The organism is Janthinobacterium sp. BJB301 (genome assembly GCF_002735685.1).
In the GTDB taxonomy this organism is placed as follows: Bacteria; Pseudomonadota; Gammaproteobacteria; order Burkholderiales; family Burkholderiaceae_D; genus Janthinobacterium; species Janthinobacterium lividum.
Genome location: NZ_PDZJ01000002.1, coordinates 1,084,773 through 1,100,680 on the forward strand (window position 1 = coordinate 1,084,773; position 15,908 = coordinate 1,100,680).

The 15,908-nt window shown below is 60.0% G+C and carries 17 protein-coding genes and 1 pseudogene; 8 read left to right on the top strand and 10 right to left on the bottom strand.

Annotated features, from left to right (window positions below; genetic code table 11):
• Entirely contained in the window at nt 1–1,590 is a 1,590-nt protein-coding gene (locus tag CSQ91_RS18180; RefSeq protein ID WP_099389147.1) for a beta-barrel assembly-enhancing protease, read from the bottom strand.
• Between the two features lie 196 nt (nt 1,591–1,786).
• On the opposite strand from CSQ91_RS18180, the gene moaC reads away from it, so the two are divergent.
• A complete protein-coding gene (moaC, locus tag CSQ91_RS18185; protein ID WP_034780632.1) occupies nt 1,787–2,293 on the top strand; it encodes a cyclic pyranopterin monophosphate synthase MoaC in 507 nt (168 codons plus the stop codon).
• A 171-nt stretch (nt 2,294–2,464) separates the two neighbouring features.
• On the opposite strand, the gene CSQ91_RS18190 is transcribed toward moaC, so the two are convergent.
• Nucleotides 2,465–3,385, bottom strand: coding sequence for a sialate O-acetylesterase (locus CSQ91_RS18190; protein WP_180278454.1), 921 nt, complete (start codon nt 3,383–3,385; stop codon nt 2,465–2,467).
• Nucleotides 3,386–3,406: 21 nt separating this feature from the next.
• Nucleotides 3,407–3,937: a hypothetical protein gene (locus CSQ91_RS28985; RefSeq protein WP_180278455.1), complete on the bottom strand. Its 531-nt coding sequence runs from the start codon at nt 3,935–3,937 to the stop codon at nt 3,407–3,409.
• On the opposite strand from CSQ91_RS28985, the pseudogene CSQ91_RS18195 reads away from it, so the two are divergent.
• A pseudogene (locus CSQ91_RS18195) lies at nt 3,903–4,067 on the top strand (cyclic pyranopterin monophosphate synthase MoaC); the annotation flags it as partial. The gene CSQ91_RS28985 and the pseudogene CSQ91_RS18195 sit on opposite strands and share 35 nt — an antisense overlap.
• Here the strand turns inward: CSQ91_RS18195 and CSQ91_RS18200 are convergent.
• Nucleotides 4,068–4,448, bottom strand: a complete 381-nt coding sequence (locus tag CSQ91_RS18200; protein ID WP_099389149.1) for a DUF6713 family protein — start codon at nt 4,446–4,448, stop codon at nt 4,068–4,070.
• A 163-nt stretch (nt 4,449–4,611) separates the two neighbouring features.
• On the opposite strand from CSQ91_RS18200, the gene CSQ91_RS18205 reads away from it, so the two are divergent.
• Nucleotides 4,612–5,334 carry a flagellar brake protein gene (locus tag CSQ91_RS18205; protein WP_034788650.1) on the top strand — a complete coding sequence of 241 codons (723 nt, stop codon included), beginning with the start codon at nt 4,612–4,614 and terminating at the stop codon, nt 5,332–5,334.
• Between the two features lie 21 nt (nt 5,335–5,355).
• Here the strand turns inward: CSQ91_RS18205 and CSQ91_RS18210 are convergent, their stop codons facing one another.
• The 4 genes from CSQ91_RS18210 to CSQ91_RS18225 form a co-directional block, all read right to left on the bottom strand.
• Nucleotides 5,356–5,820, bottom strand: coding sequence for a pilin (locus CSQ91_RS18210; RefSeq protein WP_099389317.1), 465 nt, complete (start codon nt 5,818–5,820; stop codon nt 5,356–5,358).
• A 214-nt stretch (nt 5,821–6,034) separates the two neighbouring features.
• Nucleotides 6,035–6,916, bottom strand: a complete 882-nt coding sequence (gene sucD, locus CSQ91_RS18215; protein WP_099389150.1) for a succinate--CoA ligase subunit alpha — start codon at nt 6,914–6,916, stop codon at nt 6,035–6,037.
• 13 nt (nt 6,917–6,929) lie between these two features.
• Nucleotides 6,930–8,099, bottom strand: coding sequence for an ADP-forming succinate--CoA ligase subunit beta (gene sucC / locus CSQ91_RS18220; protein ID WP_034788653.1), 1,170 nt, complete (start codon nt 8,097–8,099; stop codon nt 6,930–6,932).
• Between the two features lie 72 nt (nt 8,100–8,171).
• Nucleotides 8,172–8,732: a DUF2889 domain-containing protein gene (locus CSQ91_RS18225; RefSeq protein ID WP_034788654.1), complete on the bottom strand. Its 561-nt coding sequence runs from the start codon at nt 8,730–8,732 to the stop codon at nt 8,172–8,174.
• A gap of 198 nt (nt 8,733–8,930) precedes the next feature.
• Here CSQ91_RS18225 and CSQ91_RS28730 point away from each other — a divergent pair, with 198 nt between their 5' ends.
• Nucleotides 8,931–9,140 carry a hypothetical protein gene (locus CSQ91_RS28730; RefSeq protein WP_143451053.1) on the top strand — a complete coding sequence of 70 codons (210 nt, stop codon included), beginning with the start codon at nt 8,931–8,933 and terminating at the stop codon, nt 9,138–9,140.
• Between the two features lie 83 nt (nt 9,141–9,223).
• Here the strand turns inward: CSQ91_RS28730 and recX are convergent, their stop codons facing one another.
• Together recX and recA are read right to left on the bottom strand one after the other, a co-directional pair.
• The gene (recX, locus tag CSQ91_RS18230; RefSeq protein WP_070254658.1) at nt 9,224–9,679 is read right to left on the bottom strand and encodes a recombination regulator RecX; all 456 of its coding nucleotides are present in this window, start codon (nt 9,677–9,679) and stop codon (nt 9,224–9,226) included.
• Nucleotides 9,680–9,906: 227 nt separating this feature from the next.
• Nucleotides 9,907–11,010 (bottom strand): recombinase RecA, encoded by a 1,104-nt coding sequence (gene recA, locus CSQ91_RS18235; RefSeq protein ID WP_034788660.1) that lies wholly within the window; start codon nt 11,008–11,010, stop codon nt 9,907–9,909.
• 241 nt (nt 11,011–11,251) lie between these two features.
• On the opposite strand from recA, the gene CSQ91_RS18240 reads away from it, so the two are divergent.
• From CSQ91_RS18240 to CSQ91_RS18255, 4 genes are read left to right on the top strand one after another with little or no spacing between them, the layout of a single operon-like run.
• Nucleotides 11,252–11,986, top strand: coding sequence for a response regulator (locus CSQ91_RS18240; RefSeq protein ID WP_034746066.1), 735 nt, complete (start codon nt 11,252–11,254; stop codon nt 11,984–11,986).
• 2 nt (nt 11,987–11,988) lie between these two features.
• On the top strand, nt 11,989–13,521 hold the full coding sequence (locus tag CSQ91_RS18245) for a sensor histidine kinase (RefSeq protein ID WP_070281687.1): 1,533 nt from the start codon (nt 11,989–11,991) through the stop codon (nt 13,519–13,521).
• Nucleotides 13,514–13,819, top strand: coding sequence for a DUF4212 domain-containing protein (locus CSQ91_RS18250; RefSeq protein ID WP_099389151.1), 306 nt, complete (start codon nt 13,514–13,516; stop codon nt 13,817–13,819). The genes CSQ91_RS18245 and CSQ91_RS18250 overlap by 8 nt, the downstream gene beginning before the upstream one ends.
• Nucleotides 13,816–15,864, top strand: coding sequence for a sodium:solute symporter family protein (locus tag CSQ91_RS18255; RefSeq protein ID WP_099389152.1), 2,049 nt, complete (start codon nt 13,816–13,818; stop codon nt 15,862–15,864). The genes CSQ91_RS18250 and CSQ91_RS18255 overlap by 4 nt, the downstream gene beginning before the upstream one ends.
• Nucleotides 15,865–15,908: the final 44 nt, after the last annotated feature.

A 15,908-nucleotide genomic window follows, 5' to 3' on the forward strand; every position in this document is an offset into this window, starting at 1 on the left:
TCAGCCCTTCTGGTCCTTGATCTGTTCGCGGCGTTTTTCCTGCAATTCCCGCTCGCGCGCATCGATCACGGCCTGGTCATAAAAGGTCGCGTCCGTCGACTTGCGGGCGATCGTCAGCTGGTCCAGCGCGGCCATGGTGGCGCCCTGCAGCACGTAGGATTCGGCCAGCGCCATGTGCTGCAAGGTCATCTTGCCTTGATCCGCATAGGCTTTCGCCAATAAATCGTAGAGTTCCGGCTCTTCCTTGTAGAGCTGCACCTGGTCGCGCAGATACAGGGTGGATTGCTCCAGCTTGCCGGCAGCCATCAGCGCTTCCGCATACTGGTGGGCAATGCCGCGCGAGAGGGGAAACTGCTGGCGCGCAGCGTCCGCCGCCTTCAGGGCCTGTTGCGCCACTTCCTTCTTTTGCGCCGGCATCAACAGCACTTCCAGCGCCATCGCCGCCAACAGGGAATTGGGGTCCTGCGTGCCGCCCGAGGTAAATACATTCGGCCCGGCCGGCTGGTGCAGGGCCGCATTGGCCGCATCGAGTTCCTTTTGCGCCTCCGCCGGCTTGCCCTGCTTGACGGCAACAAAGGACAAGCCATAGTGGGCGGCCGTCACCTGGAAGCGGCTTTGCTGTTCCAGCTGCGTCTTGAAGACGGCCTTGGCGTTCAACAGGCCTTGCACGCTTTCATCCTGCAGCACGCGGGCGCGGGCCCGGGCCAGGTGAAAACTCAGGCTGTCCGCACGCTGCTTGTAGGGCTGTTCGCGGATGCGCGCCTGGATGTCGGCGATGCGTTCCGTCGTCAGCGGGTGGGTCTGCAGGTAGGCGGGCATCAGGTCGCTGTACGAACGGCTGGCCGCCTGCATGCGGCCGAAGAAGGCCACCATGCCGGTGGTATCGAAACCGGCCTCACCCATGATCTGGAAGCCGATGCGGTCCGCCTCGCGCTCGGCGTCGCGGCCAAAATTGAGCTGGCGCTGGATGGCCAGGCCCTGGCCGGCGGCAAACACGCCCATCGCCACGTCGCCGCCCGCCCGTGAAGCGAGCGCTGCCAGCAGCATGGCCGCCAGCGGCATCAGGGCATCCTGACGCTGCTGGCCCAGCATGCGCGCGATATGGCGCTGCGCCACGTGGCCGATCTCGTGCGACAGCACGGAAGCCAGTTCCGCCTCCGTTTGCGCCGCCAGCACCAGGGCCGAGTGCACGCCGATGAAACCGCCCGGCAAGGCAAACGCGTTCAGCTGGGGGTCGCGCACGGCAAAGAAGAAATAGTCGTAATTCGTTTCGCCGCGCACGCTGGGGCGCGCCGCCACGAGGGCGTTGCCGAAGGTATTCAGGTATTCCAGCAAGGGCGCATCGTCGAGGTAGTCGCGATCGCCGCGGATGCCGCGCATGATTTCCTCGCCGATCTTGCGCTCCATCGCCGGCGACAGGTCTTCGCGCGAGGTGTCGCCCAGGTTCGGCAGGTTCGGCGCCGGCGGCACGGCCAGCGGCGTCCAGCTGCCGGCCGGCTTGGCGGATGCGCTGGCAACCGGCGCCGCTGGCGCGGAGGTATAGGTTTGCGCCAGCGCACAGGGCGCAGCGCAGCAGAGGATGGCCAGCACCGATGCGCGCCGTGAGCCGCGCAGCCATGCCGCAGCGGCGTTTTCAAGGACGATCGGAAGGGAAGTTTTTGAATTCACGGGTGCTATCATACCTTGTTCGCGGCACCCATTCCCACGCACCAAGCATGCGCCATGCCAGTGGCATGACGTCGTGGTCCGGCGTGCCGCGCCCCCACCCCTCACCTATTTTGACGCCATGACAACAGCAGACAAGCAAGCCCCCGCCGGGGAACTGACCCATTTCGACGCCACGGGCCAGGCCCATATGGTGGACGTGGGCAGCAAGGAAGACACGCGCCGCAGCGCCGTGGCCGCCGGCACCATCCGCATGCAGCCCGCCACCCTGGCATTGATTATTTCCGGCACCGCCAAGAAAGGCGACGTGCTGGGCATCGCCCGCATCGCCGCCATCATGGGCGCCAAGCGCACCAGCGACCTGATTCCCCTGTGCCACCCGCTGGCCCTCACGCGCGTCACCGTCGATTTTGAAGTGGACGAAGCGGCCAACAGCGTGCACTGCCGCGCCCAAGTCGACACGACGGGCAAGACGGGCGTGGAAATGGAAGCGCTCACTTCCGTGCAGATCGGTTTATTGACGATCTACGACATGTGCAAGGCCGTCGACCGGGGCATGGTCATGACGAATGTGCGCGTGCTGGAAAAGCATGGCGGCAAGTCGGGCGACTGGACAGCGGCCGTGTGAGCTCCAGCGGCAAGCCACGAGTTGAGTACGCAGCACCGTCAAGGCGTTAGCTTGGCGGCCAGATGCACGCAGGCAGATGCATGGCGCTTCCCATGAAAAGAGCCAGGACCACTAACGCCATGGCGTGTATCGCCTGGCTAAGGGCACAGGGGCGCTGCCCTCATGCAGATGTCATTCAAGAGCAGCTTTCACCGAATCGAGCCACATCGACGCCATTCTTTCTTGTCCTTTTTCGGTGAAATGACAAGCATCAAACCTGTACTCATCACCCAGCAAATTAGTGTTTGGTCCGGGATAACGCTTCAAATGAGGAGCATTACCAAATACTAATTGAGCAGACTCGATATTACGGTCATATGCCATCCCGCAACGCGAATGAATGGCAATCATCCAGCGGTTTACCTTGACTTTACTATTGACGTAGTCAATTACCTCACCCAATCGTCGCACATATAAATCCTTACCGGTACCAAAATCCGAGGAACCCTGGTGCCAAAACGCAAAATCAAATTTAATTTCTTGCGCCTGGATTAATCCGATTGCACTGTTGAGTTTTCCAAATGCCACGCCACCTGCCTGCCAATCCGACACTTTGGTTCCCCCCACGCCGATCGGCATGAAAATCACTTTACGCGCGATACCGGCTCCAATCAGCTTTTTCCCCAGCGGCATCCACATTGATCCATTCTTACAATCGGCCCACTCAAAGGGATCGCTTGCGATTTTTATCACGCCATCTTTACCAACCTGAAATACATTATCCACAGCAGGATAAACATGTTCATTGCAATTCGACGATATCGATTGACCGATGACCAAAATTCGTAGTTCGGGCAAGGGATCAGGAATAACGGGGGTGACGGGAATGACTGGGATGATTGGTGGGACCGGGGTGACTGGGATGACCGGGGTAACCGGGATCACCGGAGTGACAGGCGTGACAGGCGGAACGGGGGTGACGGGGGTGACGGGAATAATTACAGGTGCGTCAGGCGCACTGCCAGTACCGCCGCCGCATGCGGCAATTACCAAAATACAAGATAGCCCGAGAAGATACTTAAACAAACGAAGATTTTTCATCATTGAAGTCATGTTGACATCCATAGAAAAACATCACGTCTGGCGCATACGGTGTTCGCAGGCGTCCACATTCAGGTCACCTTCCATGCAGCATGGATGAAGGGGATATTGCTCATACATCTCAGAAAGTACTAACAACACTCCTGAAATATATCGAATAAAAAAACGCTCGTTATTGAGAAAAATCGAAAGATATGTCTTATAGGAAAAAATGACATTGCTGTCTTCACATGAATCCATGCAAAATACAAAAACAGCAATAGAATAGAAGGTGGCAAGTAATAAGCAGGAAGGATGGGACTTGCAGACTTGCAAACTTGTTGACGCACTTGATAAGCCAGGCAGCGACTGCGAATAGCTGATAATCCACTGCATCAGCAACAACTTCAGATCACCAACAAGGCATTGACCAAAAGCCGTCATCAATACATGAATCAGAAATCTATGGCAGGAAAACAAAAAGATGCTATATACATAGTCTGCCAAGCGTACCTGGCACTCAGTACCTTTAAGCGTCAAGGCCGATATCACAGGCAAGACGGGCGTGGAAATGGAAGCGCTCACTTCCGTGCAGATCGGTTTATTGACGATCTACGACATGTGCAAGGCTGTCGACCGTAGCATGGTCATGACGAATGTGCGCGTGCTGGAAAAGCATGGCGGCAAATCGGGCGACTGGCACGCCGAGGTGTAATCACGCTGCCTGGCGCGCAAGATGGAGCTTGACGCGGCGCAGGTCGCGCAGCAGCCAGGCGCCACACAGCAGGCATAGCGCGATGACGGCCACGGACAGGGGCAAGTGGAATTGTTCCAGCCCCGCCAGCGCAAAGCCGGCATGGATCAGACACGTTCCCACGCCCAGCGCGGCGCATATTGCCGCATAGCGGGACGCGTGTCGGGTGTTCAGCAACACATGCCGGTAACCGGCCAGCACCACGGCAATCGCCGCCAGGTTAAACACGAGAAAACCCTGCACGCCGCCCGGCACATGAAACATCTCCCACTCTTTCCAGTAGGCAGCGTCGATTTGATGCAGGATCAGGAACAACATGGTCCAGAAGTAGCTGCGTTGCATAAGGTTTACGTTCGTCAATATTGACGCAATTGTAAAGCCTGAACCGCGCACCTGCACCTGCGCATGGCATTTTTCGATGCCAATATGAATTTCATTGATATAAATGCTTTTTCATCAAGAAATCATGCATACTGCGAGTCGTCCATATCAAGATGAGCATCGCATGACAAGCAACAAGCCCGCCGCGGAAAGCAAGCTCCAGGACTTCGAATTCGAGGCCATGAATCTGCAGGTGGGGGGACGCATCCAGTTCATCACGCACCGCACCATCAAACCCATCCAGCATTTCTCGACCGTGATCGGCTATGTGAAAGACGAGTACCTGATCGTCAAGATTCCCATGGAAAACGGCGCCTCCATCGTGCTCAACGAGGGTGACAAGCTGACCATCCGCGTGTTTTCCGGCGTCACCGTCTGTTCGTTTTCCTGCAGCGTGCTGCGCATCTTCGGCCGCCCCCTCAATTACGTCCACCTGAGTTTTCCCGACGCCATCCAGGGCACCAGCCTGCGCACGGCCATGCGCGTGAAAGTGGAAATTCCCGCGCAGCTCAGCTATCGCGATGTGGCGGCCGTGCCCGTGTTCATCGTCAACCTCAGCGTCTCGGGCGCGCTGATCGAGGCGCCCAGCATGCTCACGCCCGATGACGAAGGCGTGGCACTGAGCTTTACCCTGCTGGTGCAACCGAACAAGCACCAGATGCGCGTCAACACGCGCGCCCGCATCCAGAACGTCAGCGTGGGCAAGCCGTCGAATGGGAATGCCGCCGGCGTGGCGGAAATCTATACGTATGGCGTGCAATTCATCGACCTGGAACCGACCCACTACACCCTGCTGCAAAACCTCACCTATGAAGCGCTGATCGCAGACCGGCAAAAAATCGTCTGACGCTGGCGCGGCAGACCCCACTTACAGCGTCGGCGTCACGTCGGGAATGTTGTTTTTGGTAATCGCTTCCTTCGCCGCCGGATTCGTCACGGTGGTGCTATTGAACCAGGTCAGGCTGCTCGTGCCCGACTTCATGGTCATCGTCACGGTTTGTCCACCGATACCCGTGCCCAAGTCGGCCGCCAGGGTCAGCACGATATCGCCCTTGTCCACTGTGGCGCTGGCCACTTCGCGCGTGGCGCTGAACACGGGGATGGTGCTGGGCACGGCCTGGGTGGGCGTGCTGCAGGCGGTGGCCAGCCCGCCGTTTTCCTGCACGCACAGGGCCACGGCCGTTTTCAAGGGGGCAGCGGCCGCCAGCACATTGCTGACCTTGGCCCGCATCGTGTAGTCGCCATATTGGGGAATGGCCACGGCCGCCAGGATACCGGCGATGGCCACCACGATCATCAGTTCTATCAGGGTAAATCCGCTTTGCGCGCGCATCGTATCCTCCCATTGTGCATTGCTCACGCCGTGCATGGTGCAAGCGCCATGCCAGCGGCGCGCCCGGGCAGCGGCGGCACACGTGGAAAGAAAAGCGACGCATTTGGGCCGTATCCGACCAGCGCCGTCCCCCCCGGGCCGGGAATCGGCCTGTCTTGCGGACAAAAAAAAGGAGCCGAAGCTCCTTTTTTGTACTGCTATGACCAGGCTGGAATTACAGCATGGCTTTCAGCAGACGCGCCATTTCCGACGGGTTTTTGGTCACGGTGATGCCGCATGCTTCCATGATTTCCAGCTTGGCTTGTGCCGTATCGGCACCGCCCGAGATCAGCGCGCCGGCGTGGCCCATGCGCTTGCCTGGAGGAGCGGTCACGCCAGCGATGAAGCCGACGACCGGTTTTTTCATGTTGTCTTTGATCCAATAAGCCGCGTTGGCTTCGTCCGGACCGCCGATTTCGCCGATCATGATGACCGCGTCGGTATCTGGATCATCATTGAACATCTTCATGATGTCGATGTGCTTCAGACCGTTGATCGGGTCGCCGCCGATGCCGACTGCCGACGATTGGCCCAGGCCCAGTGCGGTCAGCTGACCCACTGCTTCATAGGTCAGGGTGCCCGAACGCGACACCACGCCGATACGGCCCTTCTTGTGGATGTGGCCTGGCATGATGCCGATCTTGATTTCGTCTGGCGTGATCAAGCCTGGGCAGTTAGGGCCCAGCAGCAAGGTTTTGCTGTTGGCTTTGGCCATGCGGTCTTTCAAAGCCATCATGTCGCGGACAGGAATGCCTTCGGTGATGCAAATGGCCAGATCCATTTCAGCTTCGACAGCTTCCCAGATCGCCGCTGCCGTGCCTGCTGGCGGTACGTAGATGACGGAAACGTTGGCGCCGGTTTCTTTTTTCGCTTCGGTAACGTTAGCGAAAATAGGAATGCCTTCGAAATCTTCGCCGGCTTTCTTCGGGTTCACGCCTGCCACGAAGGCAGCTTTGCCGTTCGCGTAGTCGCGGCAACCGCGGGTGTGGAACTGGCCGGTCTTGCCGGTGATCCCTTGGGTAACGACTTTGGTATCTTTATTGATCAGAATGGACATGTTGATTCCTTAATTAAGCTTGACCGGCAGCAGCGGCAACGACGCTCTTGGCTGCATCTTCCATGGTGTCGGCTGCGATGATAGGCAGACCGGAATCGGCCAGCATCTTTTTGCCCAGGTCTTCGTTGGTGCCCTTCATGCGCACGACCAGCGGCACGTTCAGCGAGACGGCTTTCACTGCGGCGATAACGCCTTCAGCGATCACGTCGCAACGCATGATGCCGCCGAAAATGTTCACCAGGATGGCTTTCAGGCCTGGGTTTTTCAGCATGATCTTGAACGCTTCGGTCACTTTTTCTGCCGTGGCGCCGCCGCCGACGTCCAGGAAGTTGGCTGGCTCGCCGCCGAACAGTTTGATCGTGTCCATGGTGGCCATGGCCAGACCGGCGCCGTTCACCAGGCAACCGATGTTGCCGTCGAGCGAGATGTAGGCCAGGTCGAATTTCGACGCTTCGATTTCAGCTGGATCTTCTTCGTCCAGGTCGCGCAGGGCGATGATTTCCGGATGACGGAACAGGGCGTTCGGGTCAAAGTTGAACTTGGCGTCCAGGGCGATGACCTTGCCGCTGCCGGTGACGATCAGCGGATTGATTTCGGCCAGCGAGCAATCGGTTTCCCAGTATGCTTTGTACAGGCCTTGCAGGTTGACGCGGGCGTCGACGATGGAACCGGCAGGCACGCCGATTTTGGTCGCGATGTCGTCTGCCTGGGCATCGGTCAGGCCAACGCTCGGCTCGATGGTGACGTGGTGGATCTTCTCTGGGTGGCTCTCGGCCACTTCTTCGATGTCCATGCCGCCTTCGGACGATGCCATCAGGACGATTTTCTGGGTGACGCGGTCGGTGACCAGCGAAACGTACAGTTCCTGTTTGATGTCGGCGCCTTCTTCCACCAGCAGGCGGTTGACTTTCTGGCCTTCGGCGCTGGTCTGATGCGTGATCAGCTGCATGCCCATGATCTGGTCAGCGTATTCCTTGACCTGTTCCATCGATTTTGCCACTTTCACGCCGCCGCCCTTGCCGCGGCCACCTGCGTGGATCTGCGCCTTGACAACCCACACCGGGCCGCCCAGGGTTTCCGCAGCCTTGACGGCTTCTTCGACGGACATGCACGGAATACCGCGTGGTACCGTCACTCCGAATTGCCGGAGGATTTCTTTGGCTTGATACTCATGGATTTTCATGCTGGCTTCCCTTCTGATACTGATGTGTAAAAATACGGTTAGTGGTGCAAAAAAAACAGGAAAGCGCCGGGATCACGGCTTGGCTACCCAGCGCGGGTAATACTGTGCAACTGCCCCGCCATCCGTGCGCAGGGCGTGGCATTTGTCGAGTTGAAACGGCTTTTCATGCGATAAGTCAGCATTCGCACCGTCACGGGTCGACCAGACATCGCCGGCAAATGCCTGAACCGTCGCAGTCGGCAAGACTTGCGCCAGTTCGGTCAAATGGGTACAGCCAGCGATTCCCGCCAGGCGCTGTTTCAAGTCGCGGCGGAAATTCTTCAATAAATTCAGACCGATCAGCGCCCTGTAAGCGGGGCCGATGGTATCGCAAAAACCGGGATAGGGTACGGCATCGGAGGCAGCCTCGGCCTCGACAATGTTCAGTTCGCGATCGACGGTAATGCGTAAATGGAGGTCATGCAGAGGGGCGCCGGCGGGACGGGGGCCGGAGGCCAGGGTCGCGTCATAGCTTTTGATATCGGTGATATGGGCGTCAATATCCCACAGGCCGTCGTCGCGCACATACGCTTGGACGTCGATAACACGGGAGTGCCGTAGGGCGCGCCGGGATACGGGAGTTGACAGGGGCATAAGACCGATGCCGCTTGCGCGGCCATAATTTAGTAAGCAGCCATGTGCCTAAAGCACTCTGTTCGCAGCTTCTACGAACAGCAACCGCACCTGCGGCGCCGCAAAAACCCTAAAAGTGTAGCACACTGGGCGCTGGTTGCGCCGCAACATAATTTTTCATTGCTTCGATAAAAACATTTCAAAGCATAAAGAATACACATGGAAATTCACACCGTTATCACGGATGGTGATGATAGATATGGCCGATGGATGCCGCGACATACCTCAGATTGCCGCGCCGGCCCAGCCGACGGCAGCGCGGCCAAGCCCGGCCCCATGCAGCGCAACAATATGCCATCCGATTGCCAGGCGGATGGCAAAGAAAGTGAACTTACCAGTAAAACAATGATCCGGAGCGAGCTTGCCTGACAAGCAAGGTACAGGGCAGCCCTGAACTGTTGCAGATGGAACACAGCGAGACCAGGGCCAGCTGGACGGTCAGCGGCGCGCACCTAGTCGTCCTCGGGCTCCAGTCCCTTCAAGGCCACCTGCACGGCACGCTGGGAAAAGCCGCGCTGCATCAGGAAGCGCATCTGCTTGTTGCGCTGCTCGGCATCCTGCGCCACCTCGCCAAATTTGCGGCGCCACACCTCGCAGGCGCGCGCAACCTCCCCTTCGGCCAAGCCCGCCTTGAGTTCCTGCAGCGCCTCGCCACCGATGCCATGGCTTTGCAATTCCGCCATGATGCGGCTATTGCCGAAGCGGGCCGAGCGGCGGTGGATCAGCGACTCGGAAAAACGCTCCTGCGACAGCCAGTTCGCTTGCTCCAGGCTGTCGAGCAAGGCTTCCACATCATCGCCCTCCTGCGCATGGCGCTGCAGCTTGCGCCGCAATTCCATGCGGCTATGTTCGCGCATCGACAGAAAGCGTAGCGCCCTGCCCTTCAGGCTTAGTTGTACTGCGGCCATACACCCACCTTGTCTTTCATTCCACGATCAAGCCATCCAAACACAATCGCCGCCCGGCGCAACAGCGCGGGACGGCGATCGTGGTCATACTATGCGGTGAGCCGCGCGTAGGTCGGATTAGGCCCCTTGGGCCGTAATCCGACAACATTGTTGGCGTCTGATCCGACAACATTGTTGACGTCTGTGGTGTTGTCGGATTACGCGCGGCTTTGCCGCGCTAATCCGACCTACTCTGCCTTGGCTTCCGCAGCCTTGGCAGCCTTGTCGGCGGCTTTATCCGCTTTTTCCGGCTTTTCAGCGGCCAGCGGCGGCAGTTCGCGCACGCCCAGCGAAGCGCGGACCTTGTTTTCGATTTCGCGGGCCAGTGCCGGACGCTCTTGCAGGAAGGCGCGGGCGTTGTCCTTGCCCTGGCCGATGCGTTCGCCGTTGTAGCTGTACCACGAACCGGATTTTTCCACGATCTTGGCATCCGAGCCCAAATCCAGGATTTCGCCTTCGCGCGAGGTGCCGGCGCCGTACAGGATGTCGAAGTGCGCTTCCTTGAACGGTGGCGCGATCTTGTTCTTGACGACCTTGACCTTGGTTTCGTTGCCGATCACTTCATCGCCGGACTTGATCGAGCCGGTGCGGCGGATATCCAGGCGCACGGAGGCGTAGAATTTCAGCGCATTGCCGCCGGTGGTCGTTTCCGGGCTGCCGAACATCACGCCGATCTTCATGCGGATCTGGTTGATGAAGATGACCAGGGTATTCGTGCGGTTGATGGAACCGGTCAGCTTGCGCAGGGCTTGCGACATCAGGCGCGCTTGCAAGCCTGGCAGGGAATCGCCCATGTCGCCTTCGATCTCGGCGCGTGGCGTCAGTGCGGCCACGGAGTCGATGACGACGAGGTCGACGCTGCCCGAACGCACGAGGGCGTCGCAGATTTCCAGTGCCTGCTCGCCCGTATCCGGTTGCGAGATCAGCAATTCATGCAGGTTCACGCCCAGCTTTTGCGCGTAACCGACGTCCAGCGCATGCTCGGCATCGATAAAGGCGCAGGTGCCGCCCAGTTTTTGCATCTCAGCGATGGTTTGCAGGGTCAGGGTGGTTTTACCTGACGATTCCGGACCGTAGATTTCCACCACGCGGCCACGCGGCAAACCGCCCACGCCCAGCGCGATATCGAGGCCGAGCGAACCGGTCGACACGACTTGCACTTCTTCGATCGCTGCGCTGGCATCCATGCGCATGACCGAACCTTTGCCAAACTGCTTCTCGATCTGCGCCAGTGCGGCGGCGAGCGCCTTGGCTTTTTCCGATGCGGGTACTACAGCTTTTTTATCGTCCATATGTTCTTTCAGCCGTTCTACAGTTGCGGATTCACGTGAATCCCGCAGCCTGCGATAGCGCCAGTGGGTTAAATTCTTTACACAGACAGTACTGTATAAAAAAACAGTGATCAATGCAAGCGGAACGTGGATTTGTTTTGAAACAGATCAATACAAGCCTGGTTTCTCACAAAAACTCGCCACCTTGCGGAAAATGAAACACAATACAAACTTCTACCGCCGCAAGCATAGGAAGTGCACCATGCGTATTTTACTTGCCGAAGATGACAGCGTGCTGGCCGATGGCCTGACCCGCTCGCTGCGCCAGTCCGGTTATGCGATCGACTACGTCAAGACGGGCCAGGAGGCCGATACGGCCCTGTCCACCCAGGAATTCGACTTGCTGATCCTCGACCTGGGCTTGCCCAAGATGTCCGGCCTGGAAGTGCTGCGCCGCCTGCGCGCGCGCGCCTCGCTGCTGCCGGTGCTGATCCTGACGGCCGCCGATTCCATCGAGCAGCGCGTGAATGGCCTCGACCTCGGTGCCGATGATTATATGGCCAAGCCGTTCGCCTTGTCGGAACTGGAGGCAAGAGTGCGCGCCCTGACGCGCCGCGGCGCCGGCGGCGGCGCCACCATCATCAAGCACGGCCCCCTCAGCTACGACCAGGTGGGGCGCAGCGCCTACATCAACGACCAGATGCTCGACCTGTCGGCGCGCGAACTGGGCTTGCTGGAAATCCTGCTGGGCCGCACCGGCCGCCTCGTCTCGAAAGAACAACTGGTCGACCACCTGTGCGAATGGGGCGAAGAAGTGTCGAACAACGCCATCGAAGTGTATGTCCACCGCCTGCGCAAGAAGATCGAGGTGGGCGGCGTGCGCATCGCCACCGTGCGCGGCCTCGGCTATTGCCTGGAAAAATACTCGGAAGCGGCGCGCCTGAACGCCGAAGCGGGCGAATCGGCAAGCCCGGCCAGCGGACCCGCCAGCAAGTGAAGGTGCGCGAGGCGCCAGCGGACGAAGCGGACGACGACGACTGGTTCGAACCGCCCACCACGGAGCAGGACGACACCATCGAGCATTCGCTGTTCGGCGAAATCCTCGACTGGATGCTGGCGCCCTTGCTGCTGCTGTGGCCGATGAGCATCGCCATCACCTATCTGGTGGCCAAGGGCATCGCCAATCAGCCGTTCGACCATGCGCTGGAAGACAGCGTGACCGTGCTCACGCAGCAGGTCAAGCAGGCCGACGGCGCCATGCTGCGCCGCGTGCCGGAAAAGAACAGTAACAACAAGGGCCGCGACTTCCTGCGCGGCGACGATATCGACACCCTGTATTACCTGGTGGTGGGTCCGCGCGGCGAATACCTCGACGGCGACCGCGATTTGCCGCCGCCGCAGGACCCCGACAAATACCGCAGCGGCATGGTGCTGTTTCGCAACGACACCATCCATGGCACGCCCGTGCGCGTGGCGTTCAGCTATCTCGACATTCCGTCCAGCAACAACGACGAGCCGCAGCGCGCGCTGGTGCAGGTGGCGGAAACCCTGGAAAAACGCGCCCAGTTGGCCAATGAAATCATCAAGGGCGTGATCTTGCCGCAGTTCATCATCCTGCCCGTGATCCTGGCCCTGGTCTGGTTTGCCCTGGCGCGTGGCCTGTCGCCGCTGGCGCAATTGCAGGAACGCATACGTGCCCGGCCGCCTGACGATTTATCGCCCATCGAATCGGGCCAGGTACCCGAGGAAATCACGCCGCTGGTCGGTTCGCTCAACGAGATGCTGGCGCGCCTGTCGTTGTCGATCGACATGCAGAAGCGCTTCATCGCCGATGCCGCGCACCAGATGAAAACGCCGCTGGCCGGCATGCGTATGCAATCCGAGCTGGCGCTGCGCCAGACCGACCACGACGAGATCCACCGCTCGCTGCTGCAACTGGCGAAAAGTTCGGAAGCGGCCACGCGCCTGGTCAACCAGCTGCTGGCCCTGGCGCGCGCGGAAAACCAGCCTCAGGCGGGCACGGCGTTCGAACCGATCGAGCTGAGCGAACTGGCGCGCGGCGTGGTACAGGACTGGGTGCAAGCCTCGTTTGCCCAGCATATCGACTTGGGCTTCGAGCAGCCCGCCTATGCGATCATGATTTCCGGCAATGCCATGATGCTGCGCGAGCTGCTGAGCAACCTGATCGACAATGCCCTGCGCTACACGCCGTCGGGCGGCAGCGTCACGGTGCGCGTGCGCAGCACCCTGGAACTGGCCATCCTGGAAGTGGAAGATACGGGCCCCGGCATACCGCAAGCCGAGCGGGCCCACGTCTTCGAACGCTTTTACCGCATTCTCGGCAGCAATGTCGACGGTAGCGGCCTGGGCCTGGCCATCGTGCGCGAAATTGCCCAGCAGCATGGCGCCGAAGTCGATATTTTTAACAATCCGCGCGCGCACTCGCCGAAGCTGCCGGGCACCCTGCTGCGCCTGAGCATCGCCCTGTTGTTGCCGGACGCGCCAGAAGAGGATGAGGTCACGTATGGATAAGCCCAGCCCTCCCGCAGTGCCGTTGCGCACGCCCAACTCCGAGCTGCAGTCGCGCCGCGATATCCACTGGCGCAAGACGCGGCGCCTGACGGCCATCCTGCTGCTGGTCTGGCTGCTGACGGGCTTCCTGACCGTGTTTTATGCGCGCGAACTGTTGCATTTAAATCTGTTCGGCTGGCCGCTGCCCTTCTATATGGCGGCCCAGGGCGCCTCGCTGGTGTACCTGGCCATCATCGCCTTCTATGCCTGGCGCATGCAGCGCCTCGACCGGGCTTTTCATGCAGAGGAGCACGCATGAGCGACCAGCGCAGCTTCTTTGCGCGGCTGTGCCGCTACTACCTGCTGTTTACGGCCGGTTTCGCCGCCTTCCTGCTGGCCCTGTCGGTGCTGGAACAGGAAGGCATGCCGCGCGCATGGATCGGCTACCTGTTCATGCTCGTCACCATCACCCTGTACGCCACCATCGGCGTCATCAGCCGCACCTCAAACGTCACCGAATACTATGTGGCGGGGCGCAGGGTACCGGCCATGTTCAACGGCATGGCCACGGCTGCCGACTGGATTTCGGCGGCCAGCTTCATCAGCCTGGCCGGCGGCCTGTACCTGAACGGCTTTGACGGCCTGGCCTTCATCATGGGCTGGACGGGCGGCTATTGCCTGGTAGCGCTATTGATCGCCCCCTACCTGCGCAAGTTCAGCCAGTACACGATTCCCGATTTCCTCGCCGCCCGCTATGGCAGCGGTACCGACAAACGGGGTGCCAGCGTGCGCGTAGTGGCCGTGGCAGCCACCATCATCGTCTCGTTTACGTATGTGGTGGCGCAGATCTACGCCGTCGGCCTGATCGCCTCGCGCTTCACGGGCGTGGATTTTTCCGTCGGCATCTTCCTGGGCCTGGCCAGCATCCTCGTCTGCTCCTTTCTCGGCGGCATGCGCGCCATCACCTGGACGCAGGTGGCGCAATACATCATCATCCTCGTCGCCTTCCTGATTCCCGCCATGTGGCTGTCGGTCAAGCATGCGGACAATCCCGTGCCGCAGATCGCCTACGGCAAGGTGTTGCCGCAACTGAGCGCGCGCGAACACGTGCTGGAAACGGACCCGAAAGAAAACGAGGTGCGTGCCATCTTCCGCCAGCGCGCCATCAGCTACCAGGCGCGCATCGACGGCTTGCCCGCCTCCTGGGAACAAGGCCGTCTGACGGCCCAGCGCCAGCTCGACAGTTTGCGCCAGCGCAATGCCTCGTTGTTCGACATCCGCAATGCGGAGCGCTACCTGATCGCCTATCCGAAAAGTCCCGATGAAGCGCGCGCGCTGTGGCAGGCCGCGCAGGCGCACAACCAGAAGCGCGCCGAGCCGATCATTCCGCACGCACAGCCATTTCCCGCCGCCGACCGGGAGCAGTCCGACATCAAGCGCAACAATTTCCTGGCCCTCGTGTTTTGCATGATGCTGGGCACGGCCGCCCTGCCGCATATCCTCATGCGATCCTACACCACACCCTCCGTGCACGAGACGCGCGTCTCCGTCTTCTGGACCCTGTTCTTCATCTTGTTGATCTACCTCACGATTCCTGCGCTGGCCGTGCTGGTCAAGTACGATATTTACTCGGCTCTTGTGGGCACGCAATACACGAACCTGCCCACCTGGGTGTCGTACTGGGCCAACGTGGACAAGCTCAGTCCCCTGATCAGCATCGTCGACATCAACCGCGACGGCATCGTGCAACTGGCGGAAATATCCATCGATGCCGACGTGCTGGTGCTGGCCACGCCCGAGATCGCCGGCCTGCCTTACGTCATTTCCGGCCTGGTGGCGGCCGGCGGCCTGGCTGCCGCCCTGTCGACGGCCGATGGCTTGCTGCTGGCCATTTCAAATGCCCTGTCGCACGACATCTATTACAAGGTGGTCGATCCCAGCGCTTCGACGCAAAAGCGCGTGACGATTTCAAAATTGCTGCTGCTGGCCGTGGCCTTCATCGCCGCCTATGCGGCCTCGCAAAAGCCGGCGGACATTTTGTCGCTGGTGGGCGTGGCGTTTTCCCTGGCCGCCTCGACCCTGTTCCCGCCGCTGGTGCTGGGCGTGTTCTGGAAACGTGCCAACTACCAGGGCGCGCTGGCCGGCATGCTGACGGGCTTTGGCGTATGCCTGTATTACATGCTGCACACCAGCACCATGTTGGGCGGTAATGCCAGCGGTCAATGGTTTCATATCGCCCCCATCTCCGCCGGCATCTTCGGCGTGCCGGCAGGCCTGGCCGCCGCCGTGCTGGTCAGCTGGCTGACACCGGCGCCGGGACGCCGCAGCACGGGGCTGGTCGAGCATATCCGGGCGCCGGAATAGCACCTTGCTGGTTGAAACGTACAAACAATGATACCTTCAAGAAA

Coding starts and splice junctions, on each gene's coding strand:
- moaC (WP_034780632.1), top strand. CDS start 1,787: ATGACAACAGCAGACAAGCAAGCCCCCGCCGGGGAACTGACCCATTTC.
- CSQ91_RS18190 (WP_180278454.1), bottom strand. CDS start 3,385: ATGACTTCAATGATGAAAAATCTTCGTTTGTTTAAGTATCTTCTCGGG.
- CSQ91_RS18200 (WP_099389149.1), bottom strand. CDS start 4,448: ATGCAACGCAGCTACTTCTGGACCATGTTGTTCCTGATCCTGCATCAA.
- CSQ91_RS18205 (WP_034788650.1), top strand. CDS start 4,612: ATGACAAGCAACAAGCCCGCCGCGGAAAGCAAGCTCCAGGACTTCGAA.
- CSQ91_RS18210 (WP_099389317.1), bottom strand. CDS start 5,820: ATGCGCGCGCAAAGCGGATTTACCCTGATAGAACTGATGATCGTGGTG.
- sucD (WP_099389150.1), bottom strand. CDS start 6,916: ATGTCCATTCTGATCAATAAAGATACCAAAGTCGTTACCCAAGGGATC.
- sucC (WP_034788653.1), bottom strand. CDS start 8,099: ATGAAAATCCATGAGTATCAAGCCAAAGAAATCCTCCGGCAATTCGGA.
- CSQ91_RS18225 (WP_034788654.1), bottom strand. CDS start 8,732: ATGCCCCTGTCAACTCCCGTATCCCGGCGCGCCCTACGGCACTCCCGT.
- CSQ91_RS28730 (WP_143451053.1), top strand. CDS start 8,931: ATGGAAATTCACACCGTTATCACGGATGGTGATGATAGATATGGCCGA.
- recX (WP_070254658.1), bottom strand. CDS start 9,679: ATGGCCGCAGTACAACTAAGCCTGAAGGGCAGGGCGCTACGCTTTCTG.
- recA (WP_034788660.1), bottom strand. CDS start 11,010: ATGGACGATAAAAAAGCTGTAGTACCCGCATCGGAAAAAGCCAAGGCG.
- CSQ91_RS18240 (WP_034746066.1), top strand. CDS start 11,252: ATGCGTATTTTACTTGCCGAAGATGACAGCGTGCTGGCCGATGGCCTG.
- CSQ91_RS18250 (WP_099389151.1), top strand. CDS start 13,514: ATGGATAAGCCCAGCCCTCCCGCAGTGCCGTTGCGCACGCCCAACTCC.
- CSQ91_RS18255 (WP_099389152.1), top strand. CDS start 13,816: ATGAGCGACCAGCGCAGCTTCTTTGCGCGGCTGTGCCGCTACTACCTG.